The 16,982-nt window shown below is 62.4% G+C and carries 15 protein-coding genes and 1 pseudogene; 7 read left to right on the top strand and 9 right to left on the bottom strand.

Translation table 11 applies throughout. The features are described 5' to 3' along the window. Positions 1-92 precede the first annotated feature (92 nt). Positions 93-1,064: an IS110 family transposase gene (locus QN350_RS09650; protein ID WP_323516261.1), complete on the top strand. Its 972-nt coding sequence runs from the start codon at positions 93-95 to the stop codon at positions 1,062-1,064. Positions 1,065-1,491: 427 nt separating this feature from the next. Beyond that, positions 1,492-2,061: a nucleotidyltransferase domain-containing protein gene (locus QN350_RS09655; protein ID WP_322137436.1), complete on the top strand. Its 570-nt coding sequence runs from the start codon at positions 1,492-1,494 to the stop codon at positions 2,059-2,061. A 228-nt stretch (positions 2,062-2,289) separates the two neighbouring features. Here QN350_RS09655 and QN350_RS09660 read toward each other — a convergent pair whose 3' ends face one another. The 3 genes from QN350_RS09660 to QN350_RS09670 form a co-directional block, all read right to left on the bottom strand. Continuing rightward, positions 2,290-3,453, bottom strand: a complete 1,164-nt coding sequence (locus tag QN350_RS09660; protein WP_322137437.1) for a bifunctional diguanylate cyclase/phosphodiesterase — start codon at positions 3,451-3,453, stop codon at positions 2,290-2,292. Next, positions 3,380-4,519 carry a diguanylate cyclase gene (locus tag QN350_RS09665; protein WP_323516266.1) on the bottom strand — a complete coding sequence of 380 codons (1,140 nt, stop codon included), beginning with the start codon at positions 4,517-4,519 and terminating at the stop codon, positions 3,380-3,382. The genes QN350_RS09660 and QN350_RS09665 overlap by 74 nt, the downstream gene beginning before the upstream one ends. Positions 4,520-4,926: 407 nt before the next feature. Further along, positions 4,927-5,391: a hypothetical protein gene (locus QN350_RS09670; RefSeq protein WP_322137439.1), complete on the bottom strand. Its 465-nt coding sequence runs from the start codon at positions 5,389-5,391 to the stop codon at positions 4,927-4,929. A gap of 296 nt (positions 5,392-5,687) precedes the next feature. Between QN350_RS09670 and QN350_RS09675 the strand changes: the two genes are divergently transcribed. Continuing rightward, positions 5,688-6,401: a GntR family transcriptional regulator gene (locus QN350_RS09675; protein WP_322137440.1), complete on the top strand. Its 714-nt coding sequence runs from the start codon at positions 5,688-5,690 to the stop codon at positions 6,399-6,401. 127 nt (positions 6,402-6,528) lie between these two features. Here QN350_RS09675 and QN350_RS09680 read toward each other — a convergent pair. Then, positions 6,529-7,173, bottom strand: a pseudogene (locus QN350_RS09680) (IS3 family transposase); the annotation flags it as partial. A gap of 48 nt (positions 7,174-7,221) precedes the next feature. Further along, positions 7,222-7,368, bottom strand: a complete 147-nt coding sequence (locus QN350_RS09685) for a hypothetical protein (RefSeq protein WP_322137441.1) — start codon at positions 7,366-7,368, stop codon at positions 7,222-7,224. Positions 7,369-8,323: 955 nt separating this feature from the next. On the opposite strand from QN350_RS09685, the gene QN350_RS09690 reads away from it, so the two are divergent. Then, positions 8,324-8,611, top strand: coding sequence for an HU family DNA-binding protein (locus QN350_RS09690; protein WP_134448488.1), 288 nt, complete (start codon positions 8,324-8,326; stop codon positions 8,609-8,611). Positions 8,612-8,725: 114 nt separating this feature from the next. Here the strand turns inward: QN350_RS09690 and QN350_RS09695 are convergent, their stop codons facing one another. Then, the gene (locus QN350_RS09695) at positions 8,726-9,916 is read right to left on the bottom strand and encodes an ATP-binding protein (protein ID WP_322137442.1); all 1,191 of its coding nucleotides are present in this window, start codon (positions 9,914-9,916) and stop codon (positions 8,726-8,728) included. A 130-nt stretch (positions 9,917-10,046) separates the two neighbouring features. Between QN350_RS09695 and QN350_RS19985 the strand changes: the two genes are divergently transcribed. From QN350_RS19985 to QN350_RS09710, 3 genes are all read left to right on the top strand, one after another. Next, on the top strand, positions 10,047-10,520 hold the full coding sequence (locus QN350_RS19985; RefSeq protein WP_416347728.1) for a transposase: 474 nt from the start codon (positions 10,047-10,049) through the stop codon (positions 10,518-10,520). Beyond that, positions 10,465-11,244, top strand: coding sequence for an IS30 family transposase (locus tag QN350_RS09705; RefSeq protein WP_416172990.1), 780 nt, complete (start codon positions 10,465-10,467; stop codon positions 11,242-11,244). Before QN350_RS19985 ends, QN350_RS09705 begins: the two co-directional genes overlap by 56 nt. Before the next feature lie 272 nt (positions 11,245-11,516). After that, the gene (locus tag QN350_RS09710) at positions 11,517-12,077 is read left to right on the top strand and encodes a recombinase family protein (protein ID WP_322136728.1); all 561 of its coding nucleotides are present in this window, start codon (positions 11,517-11,519) and stop codon (positions 12,075-12,077) included. A 196-nt stretch (positions 12,078-12,273) separates the two neighbouring features. On the opposite strand, the gene QN350_RS09715 is transcribed toward QN350_RS09710, so the two are convergent. From QN350_RS09715 to QN350_RS09725, 3 genes are read right to left on the bottom strand one after another with little or no spacing between them, the layout of a single operon-like run. Next, positions 12,274-13,203 (bottom strand): N-acetylglucosamine kinase, encoded by a 930-nt coding sequence (locus QN350_RS09715; RefSeq protein ID WP_322136727.1) that lies wholly within the window; start codon positions 13,201-13,203, stop codon positions 12,274-12,276. After that, positions 13,200-14,222: a glycoside hydrolase family 113 gene (locus QN350_RS09720; RefSeq protein WP_416347729.1), complete on the bottom strand. Its 1,023-nt coding sequence runs from the start codon at positions 14,220-14,222 to the stop codon at positions 13,200-13,202. The genes QN350_RS09715 and QN350_RS09720 overlap by 4 nt, the downstream gene beginning before the upstream one ends. After that, the gene (locus QN350_RS09725; protein WP_322140450.1) at positions 14,219-16,837 is read right to left on the bottom strand and encodes a glycoside hydrolase family 2 protein; all 2,619 of its coding nucleotides are present in this window, start codon (positions 16,835-16,837) and stop codon (positions 14,219-14,221) included. The genes QN350_RS09720 and QN350_RS09725 overlap by 4 nt, the downstream gene beginning before the upstream one ends. Positions 16,838-16,982 lie beyond the last annotated feature (145 nt).

Consider the following 16,982-nt stretch of genomic DNA (forward strand, 5'->3'; position numbering starts at 1 on the left):
GCCACCAACGTTCCCGACAACGACCTGGATCAACGAACCCGAGAAAGCAGGAACGAACTCAATGACCGCCTAGAGAATATGACTCATACAGGTTGACATCTTCCGCTGGCGCAGTCATTGACACCGCTTCATTTCCCACCACCGACGCTGGCACCGCCCGCGCGATCGCATGGATTGAGCGACGCTCGGATGGGCAGCAGCTTGCCGCTGTCGAGGGCACCGGCTCCTACGGAGCCACCGTGACTCGCGCTCTCACCACCGCGGGGATCCGCGTCTGCGAGGTCAAACCACCCAAACGGCAGGCCCGGGATGGTCACGGCAAAACCGACCAAATCGATGCCGTGGCTGCCGCCCGCACCGCGCTTGGCACCGATGCGACCGCGCTGATTCTGCCGCGCGCCGACGGGCTTCGCAGCGCCCTTCGAGTTCTGCTCGTCGCGAGACACAGTATCGATTCCCAACGCACCAGCGACCGCAACGCGCTCAACGCGCTCCTGCGGATAATCCGCCTGGGCCTCGACGTCCGCGCACCCCTGACCAACACTCAAGTCGACATCATCGCCGCATGGCGCGATCGCTCCAGCGATGACACTGCCGCTGCCGTCGCCCGATCTGAAGCCCGCAGGCTCGCCTCCGCGATCCACCAGCGCACTCGCGAGTTGGAAACGAATCACGCGGCCCTGTCAAAGCACGTCGACGAACTCGCTCCAGGCATCCAGGACATCCCCGGTGTCGGACCGTTCACGGCCGCTATCATCCTGACCGCTTATTCCCACCGGGGCAGAGTGCGCTCGGAAGCCGCCTTCGCGGCGTTGGCTGGCGTTAGCCCAATTCCGGCATCATCAGAAAATACGACCCGGCATCGCCTCAACCGCCACGGCGACCGTCAACTGAACCGAGCGCTCCACATCATCGCCCGCTGCCGCATGATCACCGACCCCACGACGAAAAGCTACGTTGACAGAAGAACCGCCGAAGGCAAGGCCCGGCGAGAGATCCACCGCTGCCTCAAACGATTCATCGCCCGAAGCATCTATCGCTCGCTGGCGACCCTTACTGCTTGACTTCAACCATAGAAGGGTCGTGTGGTGTCCTTCGTGAGTTCTTTGATCGATACTCACTGACCATCCCACGGTGGCTCTTCACGTTGACGAAGCAACACTCAAGAGCGGGAAACCACACCACTCACCGGGACGCAACCGCATGAAACCCGGAACGGTTCATGCTTCCCCGTCGAATGCAGGTGGCGAATCTCTGCCCAATCATCCAATTTGATCACCTTCCATGATGGTTGGTGGCCCTATTTTCAGTTGGCGTTAACACGCCGGAATAGCAGCACCTCCTGGGACTACGCGCCAGTAGATGACGGTCACGAGTCACAGTCCAAGGCGTGGCACTCAAATGATGCTTGTATAGGTCAGTAATCAGTTGGGGGTACATATGGACTTATCTCACCCTGCATACGCACTGCTCGGGGAAAACACAATCCGGGTGCTTGACTGCCTCGCGGTGCTGGCTGACAGCGCTTCGGGGCACCGCATACATGAACTCTCCGGGGTGAAAACCTTACGCACGACCCAGTGCGTCCTCGCCCGTCTCACCGAGATCGGACTCGTGGACATACGCCCGGTTGGACTGGCAAACCAATATTCCTTAGACCGCGCACATATCCTTTGGGAACCAATCAAAACGCTCCTGGCGACACCCGCACGGCTCGACGAGCAGATCTCGCACATTCTGTCCAAGACCTTCACGATGCACATTGCTGGCGCAGCTCTCTACGGTCCCTCCGCGCGCGGTGCCGCAACGAATGGCTCTAACATTGACATCCTCATTGTGTGGGCGATGAACGATGCCGTCACTGGTCGTGTCGAACTCATCGACAAATCTAGTGAGCAAATCCGACGACTCACCGGGAACCCAGTGCAGGTTCTGCCGATTACTCAGGCGGAGCTCAGTGACCTCACCCTCGCTGACGACCCACTGATCGAATCGCTGCGCGCGAACGCACGTTGGCTAATGGGCGGTTTTGATTTCAACCAGCTCATACGCCCCGCCTGATCTGGTTCATCCGCGCGAACCCTTGGTTTGACAAGCACGAACCGCACCCACGACGGGCCAATCCGACATGACATTTTCCGCCGGCGTCAACAGCGTTCGCGCGCGCCTTTCCGACTGCCCTGCACCTCGCCCGCGGAAGCCCTTCGCAAATTCCAAGCGGCCGATGGACACCCTGACCGAATCTGTCCGCCTCGTTTGCGCCGCCCGGTGTAGGAATCCGGAATCCATTTATATCCCAGTTGTCGACGCGCCAGCACTATGCACTCGGACGAGGTCAACGATTTCGTCCACGCACATGTTGGCGATCCAGCCATCCAGTTCAGTGGCGGGGACGGGGCGGGACATGAAGAAGCCTTGGGCGTGATCGCACCCGTAACGGACGAGCTCGTCGTAGGCGGCACTGTTTTCCACGCCTTCGGCCACCATGCGCAGGCCGAGGCTGTGAGCGAGGTCAATCGTGGAGGCCACCAGTGCGGCTGCGCGAGGATCTTGGCCCATCGGTATGACGAAGGATTGGTCGAGTTTGATTTCGTCAATCGGAAGGTCCCGTAGGTAGGACAAAGAGCTGTATCCCGTACCGAAGTCATCGATAGCGATCTGGATGCCGCTGTCGCGGAGTCGGGTCAAAATCGTGCGGGCTCGTTCCCGGTTAGACATAAGGAAATCCTCCGTGATTTCCAGTATCAGCGTGAAGGCGGTCAGGTCGCGGGCGTCAATCATGGCGGTGATGCGCTCGGGCAGGTCAACGTCGACGAGGGAGCTGGACGACAAGTTAACGGCGACAGTCATTGCCTGACCTTGGCTGTGCCAGAGCTGAGCCTGATCAAGCGCTTTCTCCAATACAATCCGGGTCAGTACTGCCATCTGACCAGATTCCTCGACCAAGATCAAAAACTCTTCCGGCAGCAGCAAGCCCCGGGTCGGGTGGTTCCATCGAACCAGGGCCTCGACCCCGGTCACCTGCCCCGTTTTCAGGTTAATCTTGGGTTGGTAGTGCACGACAAGTTGGTCCTGGAGCAAGGCAACACGCAATTCTTCCAATGTCCGCAACCGGATCTCTCCATGACTATCGTCGGCTTGTTGGAAAATGTGGTGGCCACTGTGTGTCGTTTTCGCCTCGTACATGGCCATGTCAGCTCGCCGAAGAAGCTCACCGAGACTTTGGCCTTGATCGGGAAACAGTGCGATCCCCATGCTCGCGCTGGTTTGTAGGGCGATTCCTTCCAAGGTATACGCGGCCGCAAGAACGGCACGAAGTTTGCCTGCCACTGCGAGAGCATCTTCCTCGCCGGACCCTTGAAGGATGATCGCGAACTCGTCACCCCCGAGTCGGGCCAGGAAATCTCCCGCGCGCAGGGAATGCGACAACCGGGTGCTGACTTGAACCAGCAACGTGTCCCCCCGCGTCGTGGCCCAGGCTGTCGTTCACTTCTTTGAACCGGTCCAGATCCAACAGAATCAAGGCGCTCCGGCGCCGATTCAGGGGCGAGCCCGATCCAACCGTGAATCGTGCCTCCGCTTCGGCTTTCAGTGCCCTTCGATTGGGTAGCCCAGTGAGCTCATCAGTGAGGGACTCGCGGCGCAGAAGTCGCTGTCGAAATGCGAGAGGAAGCGCAGCCAACCCCACCGTGGCGGTGGCTAAGACAACCGCAAGGAGCGACACTGTGATTTGGGTGCCCAAGACAAGAAGACCCAGCCCGGCCACGACGGCGCCAGCCGGCACACTCAACGCGGGCGTTTCCCTGTTCCTCCGGCGATAGGCGCCCGTATCCCTCCCCGAACCATCGACCCACAGAGCCATCAGGGCCAGGCCGAGCGCCCAAACCGCGTCCAACGGGTTTCCGGCGCTGTATTGATCGGCGTTTTCGAGCAGCACGTATGCGACATCGGCGACGGTCAGCATGCCCAAACCAAGGATGAGGAACAGCCACCGTGGCCCAATGTCCAAGGTCGGGGAAGCGGCTATGCCGGTGATCACTGCGACCAGCAACAAGTCAAAAAACGGGTATGCCACCGCAACCACTGTCACAACAGGGGTGGGACTCTTGATCGCGTCATCCAGGACGGGGCTGAGAATGGCGGCCAGGGCCGCTGCCGAGCCCAAAGACCCGACCGCGCTATCGAGCAGCACAGACCAGGAGAAACCCCGCACCTGCCGCCGAACCAGCACAATCACGGCGGCAAGCATCAGCGGGTAAAACAAGAGATACCCGATATCCGCCACAGAGGGAAACACCAAATAGCCGCTGTCATCTACGGACAGGGAATAGTAGGTATCCGCGAACGCGGACACGGTCACCGCCGCTGCCGCCAGCAGCACGTCCCAGCGTGCGAAATGTGTCCGCCAGGCAGCCGCGAAAAACACGACCACGGGCACCCACTGTGTCAACCCGCTCAACCACACATCAACGAACGGATTCGCCCCGTCCCCGTGCAGCAGCAAACCAATGAAATACACGATTACTAAAGCGCTGACGACCCGCATCAACCAGCGCCCAGACCTCAACCCGCCGATCAGGCGACCCCCACGTTCACGAGCACCCACCTGCACAGAAACCCCTTAGTATCAGGCCCAGCCTACCGACCAAAACCAACACCGAAACCACTGCAAAATGACGGTGCTGAACGGTTAGGTACTCGCGCCCAGCGCGGACGTTTCTTCCTTTGATACCCGCGGCCTGGCGTTAACGTCTTTTGGCGAGGTGCGGGGAGCCTCCTTCTGAGCGCTATCCTCGCTGTCGCCTATTCAATTCCGGGTTTGACTCATCGAGCTGTGCCGTCCGACGGAGGAAAGTAAGGCTAGCGGAGCAAAAGCACGCCTGAAAGATGTCCAGCACGCAGTCTGCATGGGGGCTGTCGAGGAGGCTAGTCGAAGTCGAGGTCGAAGTTCTCGTTCCAGTCGTAGTCCAGGATCGCTACCGTGTCCGAAAAACCAGAAAACGGAACATTCGACACCAATCCCGCCAAGTAGTGCAGGTGCTGGACGGTATCCGAGAAGTCAGGTGCTGGCCACGGAGAATATTCCGGGCAACTGAGTATCCCGCTGAAAGGGCCCACGATCAGAACCACGAGTATCAAGTTCCCCTCGTCGCTCACGGCAGGGATCTCGATGGTCTGGGTCCGATGGCCGTCAGCCAGCGCCGCGATCAGGCTCACCAAAGCTTCCGCCACTTGGCCTGTAGTAACGAACGATCCGCCACCATAAGACACGCGCCTCATACCGACGGGATCGTGTTCTCCGCCGGGCATGGAAACGACCTTGCCGTTCAAAACCACCCCTAAGCCAGGCGCCAATCCTCCGACCGTGCTGAGAATCCCGATCTTCCTCACGTTGCTCCTCGATCAGTAGAACGGCATCGCAGCCCTAGTTCTCGACGATACGAGGCAGGGAAGTATCCTGTCTGTCCGCATTTACGAGGACGCGCGCCACGCGAGGCTCGGCGACTCCCCGCGTCCCGCTTCTGTGTAGCAAGCAGAATCTGTGTCGATACTTAGGGAGACACGCCCGCTTTCGTTTGCTCGGCCGTAGTTGCCTCCGCGGGGCTAGTGGGCAATAATCGGCTCACCCGAAAGGATCGTGCGTGTTCAGATTGTTGGCGCGCAAGCGAGTGAGAAATGGATACGCTATGGTGCCAGCGCAGACAATCGAAGTCACACGCGGTGCGGAGCCAATTACAGGCGGACAGGCCGCGTTCGTTTATCTCCGACGCCGCATACTGTCGGGTGAGATTCCCGCCCGAGCGGTGCTCCGGGAGCAATCCTTGGCCGAAGAATTGGGTCTGAGCCGGACCCCGGTCCGCGAGGCCTTGCGTCGCCTGGACGAAGCCGGTCTCGTTGACTTCACACCCAATCGCGGGGCGACGGTCGTCTCATGGACTCAGGAACAGGTGCGGGAGACGTATTATCTACGCGCAGGCCTGGAGAGCAGAGCTGCCGGTTTGGCTGCCACCCGGATCGGCGATGCAATTCTCGGACAACTTGCTGATCTCATCGTGTCAATGGACGAATTCGTACTCGCTACTGACGACGAAGGGGTTACCCGGCTCGGCGAGCTCAACGCCGAATTTCACCACGCCATCGTGGCGGCATCGGGGAACCAACAGCTGATCCATCTGACCGATTCTGTTGGCCGTATCCCGATGATGGCGCAGGTTTTTCGCCGCGATGGCGGGCGTTTTCGGGCAAGCAGCAATCACCATCACCGCGACATCCTCACGGCGTTGCGGACACACGACGCCGTCTGGGCCCAAGCAACGATGCGCGCTCATATTCTCGGCGCTCGGAACGCAATCTTGGACTGGGACGGCTCGGATCTCGACGCACATTGCGACACTGCATAGCCACACGCGGGCAGGTGCCTGGGCGAGCAGCCCGGCGCGTAGGAGTGGAGATGCTCGTACTCGGTCAGTCCAGTCATTGTCCAGACGTGACTGCCCCGAGTTCAGTTGACTCAAAGGGTTAGTGGTTTCAGGCGGCCTTGAGGGCCACGTTTATTGTCTCAAACTCGATCGGGGTGAGCTTACCGAGGCGGCGTTGCCGGCGCTTGCGGTGGTAGGTCCGCTCGATCCAGAGCACCATCGCCAGACGCAGTTCCTCCCGGGTCGACCACCGCTGCCGGTCAAGAACGTTCTTCTGCAGCAGGGCGAAAAAGGACTCCATCGCGGCGTTGTCGCCGCAGGCACCGACGCGCCCCATAGACCCGGTGATGCCGTTGTTCTTCAGCACCCGCAGGAAAGCGTTGGAGCGGAATTGGGAGCCTCGGTCCGAGTGCAGAATCGTGTCGTTGATGGTGCGCTGACTGATCGCGTTCCGGGCCGCGGCGACGGCCAGGGACGCCTTCATCCTCGAGTCGATGGAGTAGCCGACGATCTTGTTCGACCACACGTCCTTGATCGCGCAGAGGTAGATTTTGCCTTCATCGGTGCGGTGCTCGGTGATGTCGGTGAGCCAGAGCTGGTTCGGGCGTGTCGCGGTGAATTTCCGCTCGACGAGATCGTCGTGGACGGGCGGGCCGGCCTTACGGGTGAGGCCGCGTTTCTTCGCGAACACGCTCCAGAGTCGTTGCTGAGAGCAGAGCCGCCAGACCCTGTTCTCGCCGGCCGTGAGGCCCGCCTGAACACCCCACTCACCCAAGCCGACCGGTGGACCGAGGCTTAGGGCTCAGAGTCCCCTCCTCGCCATCCAGCGGTAGACGAAGAACGCGACGATCCCGAGCACAACGAGGGCAGAACCCAAAATTAAGAAGAGAGGGTCGCCGCCGTTCGTAACCAGGGCGAGGGCACCCTTGATCACCAGAAGGATCCCCACGGCAATGCATAGCCAAGGCATAACGATACGGAGAGGCCCGTAACGCCACTTGTATCTTCTTGGTTTCGGCTCTCTGCTTTTGCTTTCCTCGCTCATCGCTTGATTCCTTTCGGGAGAGCATTGTCGAACAATGTGCCTGCCACAGCGCACGCGCCTATGACGACTAAAATATCCGCGACCGTTGGAGCCGCGATTGCCCCGCAATTGCGCCGCACGCTAGTGAGAACGCAGCGCAGAGGCACGTCGGCGCGTGGCTGGTATCCGGCAGCGCCTTACCGACTGTCACCAACCTGTCGGCTCAGTACAGCTAGCGGCTGTGTCCGCCGCGTTCCCGTTGCAAGCCGGGACCCTGAGAACGGTTGCGGCCCTTGGCTTGCTTGCCTGGCTTGGTCGCCACGGCCACGCTGGCGTGGGTACCGTTCTCTCGATCGGCAACCAGGCGAACCTTCTGCAGCTGGGGGTCGACACCCACCTTTTCCATGTCGGCCGCGAACGACTCGCGGCGCCCCGCGCTGTCCTAAGCGTTCGCGGCGTCGTCGCGAGTGATGTCTGCCTTGCCGGTCAGTTCCTCCCGTGATCACATCGCGAGCCCCACTATCGGCGTGAGCCCCACTGCCAGCGAGGAACTGCCCCGCAGTAGCCAAAGCCAGCGCCGCCTCGAACTCGCTCGGACTCATCGCTCCCCCGCTCTCTGCGCTCATGCCGCCCAGTCTGCCCCCACCGTGACCTCAGCGCACCCTCCCCGACCCGACCGCCGGGATACTCAAATGAGAATGTGCAGCCCAAAAACCGTCCAAGACGCCGGAAAACGCCGGAAATACGCGGAAGTTCCCGAACCTCTGTTAGATTCAACGCGGTCCAACCGACCAACGGATGCGGCCTCTGGCACCGCCCGCATTGCCCGCATCACCCGTGTACCTGTTTTTTACAGGCGAAGGTCCGAGGAGGACACTCAATGGCTGACAAGTCGCTGAACAAGACCGAGCTCGTTGCCAAGGTTGCCGCAGACTCTGGCCAGAGCCAGGTCGCCGTCGACAGCGTGCTCAACGCGTTCTTTGCCGCGCTCGCCGAAACCGTCGCGAGCGACGGCAAGGTCACCATCCCGGGCTGGCTCGGCGTCGAGCGCACCGCGACCGCGGCGCGCACCGGCCGCAACCCGCAGACGGGCGAGGAAATCGCCATCGCCGCCGGTCACCGCGTCAAGCTGACCGCCGGCAGCAAGCTGAAGGCCGCCGCCAAGTAGCATTCGCACCAGTTTCACCAGATTCACCCCGAGGAGGGTGTCGGCTTCGGCCGGCGCCCTCCTGTGCGTACCGGCGTCGGCGAACCGCTCGCCACCCAGTGGCGGTGTGTGGGGTTAGGCAGTTGGTTCACTGTCGAGTGTCATGTGCCGGCGCATGAACCGGTCGAATTGTGGAACCGTGAACTTCGCGTACCCGAAGCGAGACGTATACAACAGCCCTTTGGCAATCAGTCGGGATCGTATCGGGCCGAGCTGCTCAGAGGTCTTGTGGAGGACCGCCGCAACGTCGGCGGCTTTGTGTTCAGCGCCGCCGAGTTCGGCCATTGCCCGCAAGTACGTCAGCTCGTCCGGAGTAGTTCGTTGCACCCTCGCTTGGAAGAAACTACCGTCGAGCTCTGATCCGACTTGGCTCAACGCGTCTTCTGCGTCGACGAGGGTAATCACTGGCCCGTCAGCGGTGTTCCAGGCTGCACGGCCGAACTCCTGAATGAAGTACGGGTATCCCTCCGTATACGCGAGGATGAAATCGATTGCTTCCGGCTGGTAGGTGACGCCCTCCCCCTTGGCCGGCTCAACGATGGCCTGCACGGCCGCCTCGCGCGGCAGCTGGCCAATCGACGAAAATTTGAAGAATCGCTCAGCGTAAGATTTCGCATTTCCCGCAAGCCCGGGAAGCCCTGGTAGGCCAGCACCGGCGAAGGTGACTGGAAGTTGTCGCTGCACGGTACGATGCACAGCCCCAATCAACGCTTCTAACTCTGCTTTGGCCAGGAATTGGATCTCGTCAAAGAGGAAGACGACGCCCCGCTTCTTCTCCGCCGCCGCTTCCCCGATGGCTTGGAAGACGTCGGCGAGGTCATCGTTGAGCGATCCGGTATCGGCGGTCCCCCAAGCGGGCTCCACATCAAGGCCCGCTGTCATGGCGCCGTCTGCTTGCACGCTCAAGGAGAAGGATTTGATCACGGCGGCCGCCTGGGCAGCTCTCTCCCCCCACCGCGCCTTGGGCGACACCTGAAAAAGCGCGCGCCGGGACAGGTTGGCGATTTGGGGTCCGAAGGGGGTGTTCTTCGACACTTCAGCCACCACGGGGACCCAGTTCTCATCCTCGGCAATGCGCTCGTATTGCCCCAGCAGCACCGTCTTCCCCACCCCGCGCAGACCAGTAACAATCACTGATTGCTCGGTATATCCATTAGCCAGACGCCGAAGGAGCACCCGGAAATCTTCTATCTCTTGGGCACGTCCGGCGAGGAAACGCGGAGGCGCGCCCGCGTTCGGCGTGTACGGGTTTCGTGCCCTGTCCATGGTTCTCCTTAACAAGTTATCAGCACCTTATCCCAAATTGATAAACTACCGATAACTTGTCAAACTACTTCCCTTGGATGAACAAATCCGACCTCATCCGCGCCCGCACCCGGGAGGGCATGGCCACCGTATGAGTGAGGTGTTGTTGATGGCGTCGAGAGTTGTGTTGAAAGAGCGCGAGAACTTGTTCTGGGTTCGGGTTCGCGAGGGGATGTCGGCGGCGGCCGCGTGTGAGTCTGTGGGAGTGAATCGCAGACAGGGATACCGGTGGATCAAGGCCGCTGGCGGGCGAATACCCGTTCCAGCCGTGGCCTCTTCGGGGCGCTATATGGGTCAAGAGGAGCGTCTACGCATCGCGGATCTGCGGCTGGGCGGGGCCGGTGTTCGCGCGATTGCCCGGGATTTGGGGCGCTCCGCGTCGACGATCAGCCGGGAGCTGCGTCGTAATGCCCACCCGATTACGCGCAGCTACCGGCCCTATGCCGCTCAGAAACGGTGCGTGATCAGAGTGGCCCGGCCCAAGCCGAGCAAGCTCGACGACCGGCTGCTTGCCGCCGCCGTCGAGGAGCGGTTGCGGAAGAACTGGAGCCCGCAGCAGCAGTGACGACCTCGCGGTCGTATTCGCCGGCCAGGCTGAGCTGCAGGTTTCGCACGAGTCGATCTATCAAAGCCTCTATGTCCAGAGCCGCGGTTACGTCGGAGTGCGACTGCACCGGCACCTGCGACGGGGCCGATCAGCCAGGAAACCACGGGGAAAACATCTGAACGCGCCGGGCAAGATTCGCGACAAGGTGATGCTGAGCGAACGCCCCAAAGAGGCCAACGACCGGAAGGTCGCCGGCCATTGGGAGGGCGACCTGATCGTCGGATCTGCGTCAGGATCGGCGATCGCGACTCTCGTTGAACGCACGACTCGGTTTGTCGTCTTGGTGCACCTGCCCAACGGCCACAGCTCCGCTGCAGTCCACGACGGCCTCATCGACGCCCTGGACGCCCTGCCCGTGCTGTTGCGGCGCTCGTTGACGTGGGATCAGGGAACCGAGCTGGCCCGGCACGTGGACATCACCAAAGCCACCGGCGTTCCGATCTACTTCTGCGATCCCGCCTCGCCCTGGCAACGCGGCTCGAACGAGAACACCAACGGCCTACTGCGTCAGTACTTCCCCAAAGGAACCGACCTGAACGCCCACAGCGCTCAACGCCTCCTCGAAGTCGCCACTGAACTCAACGAGCGGCCCCGCAAAACCCTCAAACGCAGCACCCCAGCTGACCTGCTCAGCGAGCTAGTCTCAAGGAAGGAAATAGCCCCTGTTGCTTCCACCGTTTGAAATCGCCTGTCGGATACGAGACACTGACCCCGCTCTGAACTGGCGCAGGCAATCTATTCGATACGCCAGAAAGCGATCAAAGAATGCCGCCACAAACCGATGAAAGCCACACTTCATTGGGCGTCCAGCGAAGACGCCAATGTGGAGTACACCCCAACTAGACGTCAGGTGCAGGTACGCAGTTTCGTCCGAATAGGGTCCGATTCCTGTTAGTTGACAGCCCTCACTGCCGGGTCTTAGAGTTCAACCTGACAGAAAGGGCCGGAGGCTTCATGACGGGTCAACGAGTTGGATACGTGCGAGTCAGTACCCTCGATCAGAACACCGTCCGCCAACTGGATGGCGTTGACGTCGACCGGGTGTTCGAGGACAAGGCGTCGGGGAAAGATCTAAACCGGCCTGAGTTGGAGGAGCTGATCAAGTTCGTCCGGGATGGCGATACTGTTCTCGTTCACTCGATGGACCGCCTTGCCCGCAATTTGGAGGATCTCCGCTCGATCGTGCGCCAGCTCACGGCGAAGAAGGTCCGGGTCGAGTTCGTGAAAGAGCAGCTCTCCTTTACCGGGGAGGACAATGCGATGGCAAACTTGCTCCTCAATGTGATGGGGGCCTTTGCTGAGTTCGAGCGGTCTCTGATCCGTGAACGTCAGCGAGAGGGTATTGCCCTGGCGAAGAAGCGCGGCGTGTACCGTGGCCGCACCCCGTCACTTGACGCGCTCCGGGCCGCCGAGCTGCGCGAGAAGGCTGCTGCTGGCGTGCCGAAGGCCGCTCTCGCTCGAGACTTTGGGATCAGCCGCGAAACCGTGTACGCCTACCTCCGAGCCGAGGTCTGAAGAGCTGGCTGGTTGCTGCCGGAACACAGCTCCGCCGATTCCTCATCGGTCACGCCGGGCTAACGCCTTCTTCGAGGTGGGCTTTCTTTAGCCAGTTCGCCAGGCAGGGTTTGGAGATCCCGAAGCCTTTCGCGATCTCGTTATGGGGCTGCGTGCTTCCGGCGACTCAGATTTCTTTCTTGATAACTCGCGCGTATCAGTCGCGTGCGATCGCGACAAGGCCGCGCAACGCACTCTCCGCGCCGAGGTGGGGCAGCAGGGCGGCGCCGTCGAGGCCGTTCGCGGTCGGGAAGCGCAGGTCGACTGCGGGCCAGAACGCGCGCAGGTCCCGTTCGAAGCGACTCGCGATCTCGGGCGCGCGCAGCACCCCGCCGAGTCCGCCGACGACCGGTGCGGCACCATCGGCCTGTCCGACGCGCTGGAGTCCCGTGCGCACCGAGTGCACTAGCTCGGCGGCGGTGGCGTCGCAGATTTCCGCCGCGACGGCATCCGTTGGGGCAAGTCCGGTGACCGCGCGCGACCAGGACGCGATACGGCTGACCCGTAGTGGGTCGCCCTGCAGCTCTAGGTAAAGGGTCTCCAGGTTTGGGAATTCCGCGCGGACGGCCGCGGTGAGTGCCGTCGCCGGGCCTCGTCCGTCATAGTTGCGCATGACGGCGTCGAGGGCGGCGCGGCCGATCCAGTAGCCGCTGCCCGCGTCCGCGATCAGGTAGCCCCAGCCGTCGATTCTGGCCACGTTGTGGGCGCCGACCGCGAGGGTAACGACGCCGGTGCCGACTGCGATCACAGCGCCGAGGGTGTTGCCGAGGGACCCGAGGTAGGAGGTAACCGAGTCATGGGCGAGGAATACCTCCCGCACCCCGATTTCGCGGCCGAGCCGACGCAGTTCCGCGGCGTCGGCGTCTGATTGGGTGAAGCCGGAAATGCCAGCGCTCACGATGCCGATGGTGACGTCGGCGGCACCGGCTACCTGGGCTAAGACGTCAGCCAGTTGCGGGATCAGGTCCCGGTCGGTGCGGATGCCGTCGAAGTCAAACGTCTCCTGGCGGGTCTCACCGCTCTGCAGCACGGCACGGATGCCGGTCTGTCCGGCATCGATGGCGAGGTGACGGGATGCGTAATTCATGTGGTGCGGTGTCCTTGGAGAGTTTTGTATCGGTGGGTGAGGAACGTCCCGGCGGGTTTGCCGTACACACAGTAGTCATCGTTATCCGGCGCGGATGCGACCGGGTACAGGACGGCCGGCCAATCCCAGAACATGAAACCGATCATCCAGTCGCGGCTGGCCGTAGCGTTGAAGATGTGCTCGTAGTAGCGCAGCTGCTCGGCGCCGGAGGGCGTGCCCGGCAGCGCCCAGTCGTTGGGCTTGTCCGGTGATCCGGTGCGGCTTGGGCATCCCGCCTCGAGAAAGATGAATGGCTTGTCGAACTTTTCCACGACGCGCTCGATCCGGTCGAGCTCGGCCGGGAACGTTCCGATCGGGTAGTATCCACTCGACCCGATCACGTCCACGGCATCCCACCACGTGACGCGGTCTTCCTGGTATTTGTCGCAGTTGTAGGTCACGAGCCCCGAATATACCGAGCGCACCCGGGCGATGAGGTCACGCCAGTGCCGTACCTGCCCGTCGGCGCGCACCATCTCGCAGCCGATGCAGAAGAGGTCACAGCCTTCCTCCTCGGCGATCACAGCAGCGTGCAGGATGAACGCCGTGTAGGACTCGAACCACTCGGTCCAGGTGGGTTCACCGGGAACGTCCCAGTCGAAGAAGCCGATGAACGCCCGCCAGGTGCCGTCGGCGCAGTTGACGACGGGCTTGAGGCACACCTTGAGGTTGAGTGCCTTCGCCTCCCGGATCGCCTCGCGAATTTCCGGCTCGGTCACGGTTGGTTCTTCGTCGTACGAGATGTGCGTCGATTGGGCATTCTGCTGTATGGCCGCATAGGCGATCGCCGTCCAGTTGATGCCATGCTCGCTCATGAGCCGCATCGACGAGCGCGCTTCAGGGGTCGCCCAGGTGCCGCGCACGCCGGTCCAGCCCCAGGTCATTCCGCAGATGGGTCCGGTGAGAGCGGATGCCGGAGAGCGCCCGGCAGCTGCGGGCGCGGCCCCGGGAACGCCCATTCCGCCCTCGTTACCAGTCACGGCAGAACCAGCTGGTTCGCGCTGCGGAGCACGGCCGGAGCTGAGAGCCCTGCGATGTCGAGATCGAGAGTCGACGTGACGGCGAACACGACACTCTCGCCTGGAAGGAGGGTTACGAGCATGTCGTCGACCGTTCCGGCCGGGTCGACCTTGTCGACGAGAAGTGCGAGGTCGCGGGTGAGGCTTGCCGCGGTGACGGTGAGCTGGTACCCGCCGGGGACCTGCTCGAGGGCAGTCCCGAGCGCAGGCGCGTCGAGCCGGGTGTCGCGGGCCTCCGCGAAGAACCAGTGGCCGCGCACTCCGCCGAGGTCGGCGCGGATGAGCTCCGCCGCCGCATCCGTCGCCGCGGAAATGGATGCTGGTAGCGGCACGGACACTGTGGACCGCGGGGGCAGGGTGATCTGTTCGGTGTGTTCGGCCAGCAGGATCCCCGCGTACGTGAGTCGACGCACCCTGAGCTCGCCCGACCAGGGCTCGCTCGAGTCGTTGACGAGGACGGTCGAAAGGCCCATACCCCCGTCGACGCTGCGGTCCGTAAGACCGTCGACGTCCGCGCTGGAGCGCTGCGGCTGCACGGTTACGAGCCGGTCGGTGTAGGCGTGGCGGAGCGCATAGAGCAGCGGTTTGGCCCGCCCGTACCCGTCGACGGCGGCCCAGCTTGTCACCGGCCAGCAGTCATTGAGCTGCCAGACGATGGAGCCCATACAGTGCGGCTGCAGCGACCGGAAGTACTCGATCGCCGTCTGGACCGCAAGCGCCTGGTTGAGCGACATCGCCCAGTGCCAATCGTCGATGTCCTCCGGCAGCGGAAAGTGCGCGAGGAGGCCATCGGTGAGCTTGACGTTGCCGTCCATTGCCTTCTGGTGCACGAGCATGCCGGGGGACTCGGGGGTGAGCGGCGCGTCGCTGATCGACTCGGTCATCGTCGACCAGGTCGGCGGGCCCTGCCAGCCGAACTCGGAGACGAACCGCGGGGTGTACGCGCGGTAGTCGGGGTAGTCGCGCAGGTTCCAGAGGTCCCAGATATGCATGGTGCCGAGATCGGGGTCGTTCGGGGAGTGGGCACCGGAGCGGCCGAGACCGTCGGCGTCACCGGGGGAAAAGGGGCTACCTGGCGTGTAACCCACGTGGGGGGCTAGCTCGGCGACGATCGCCGGGAACAGCTCGTAGTAGTACGTCTCGCCCCAGGTTTTACCGTCGAGGCGTTTCTTCCAGTTCCACTCTTCGTGGCCCCAGAGGTTCTCATTATTCCCGTTGAACACGACGAGCGAGGGATGCGCGGCGAGCCTCGCGACGTTGTCGCGCGCCTCCGCCTCCATTTCGCTGAAGAACGGCTCCTCTTCCGCATAGGCAGCGCAGGCGAGCAGGAAGTCCTGCCAGGTCAGCATGCCGCGCTCGTCGCACAGCTCGTAGAAGTCGTCAGCCTCGAAGATTCCGCCGCCCCAGACTCGCAGCAGGTTCAGGTTCGCGAACTCGGCCTGTTCGATCCTGGCGAGGTAACGGGTCCGGTCGACGCGGTGCGGAAAGGCGTCGTCGGGGATCCAGTTCGCGCCGCGCACGAAAATGGGCTGCCCGTTGACGACGATCGTGAACGGGGTGCCCGTGGTATCGGGGGTCGTCTCAAACGCCACCGTGCGGAATCCCACGCGCTTCGTCGCAGCGTCGAGCTCGATCACCTCGTCGTATCCGTCATCATCGCCGTGATGGGTGTTGAGGGTGACGTCGACGTCGTAGAGCGGTTGTTCGCCGTAGCCGCGCGGCCACCACAGAGCCACGTCCGTGACGTGCAGGGTCACGAGGGCAGTGGTGTCGCCGGCCTCGAGGATTGCGGTGCCCGACATGCCGTCGACGGATGCCGTAATGAGGAGCCGGACATCGCTCGCCCGTGCAACCTCGACGTTCACGGCGACTGTGCCGGCTGCGCGGACGGTGCCGGCTACGGTATCCGCTGGATCGACCGTGTCGACGGTCGCGATCGGCCGAATGCTCTCGATCCGGGCAGTCGACCATTCTTCGAGGGAGACTGGGCGCCAGATCCCCGAGGTCGAGGTGTCGATTCCCCAGTCCCAGCCGAAGCTGCACGCCATCTTGCGGATTGCATTGTAGGGGTGGTGGTTAACGTGCGGACGGTATCCGAGCTGGAGGCTCGCTGCGTCGGCGGCCCGGATCGGCGACGCGAAGAACACGTCGATTTCGTTGAGCCCTGCCCTGACGTACGGGCGCAGGTTGAACCGGTAGCTGCGGTGCATGTTGCGGGTGGTTCCGACCCGGTTTCCGTTGACAAAGATGGACGCGATCGTGTCGAGGCCGTCGAACACGATCTCGGACTGGGTCGTGGAGCCCGGCTGCCAAACGAAGGTGGTCGTGTAACGCCAATCGGTGAGGCCGATCCAGCCGAGCAGTTTTTCGTTGCCGTCGAGGTAGGGGTCGGGGATGAGCCCGGCCGCAAGGAGGTCGGTGTGCACCGATCCCGGAACGGTCGCCGGGATCGCACGTAGGCCAATGTTCGGGGGCACCGGCCCGCCCTGGGCAGTCACGGTCCAATCGACGCCGAGGGGGCGGCGAAACGGATGGCGGAGAATCGGAGCGGCGATGGTCTGTGCGGTGGCGGACATTGAGCGGTGACTCCAGACTTGTTGGTGAGGGACAGCAACCAACCTCGAAATGTCAACGCTGTCTCTGGTTTTTCGAGTGTAGCATTGGCGGAAATCCGGGCATGATATCTCTCGTAAAATGTGGCTTAAGAGCCGCTTGCGTTCA

Source organism: Cryobacterium sp. 10I5, from assembly GCF_035019865.1.
Taxonomy (GTDB): Bacteria; Actinomycetota; Actinomycetes; order Actinomycetales; family Microbacteriaceae; genus Cryobacterium; species Cryobacterium breve_A.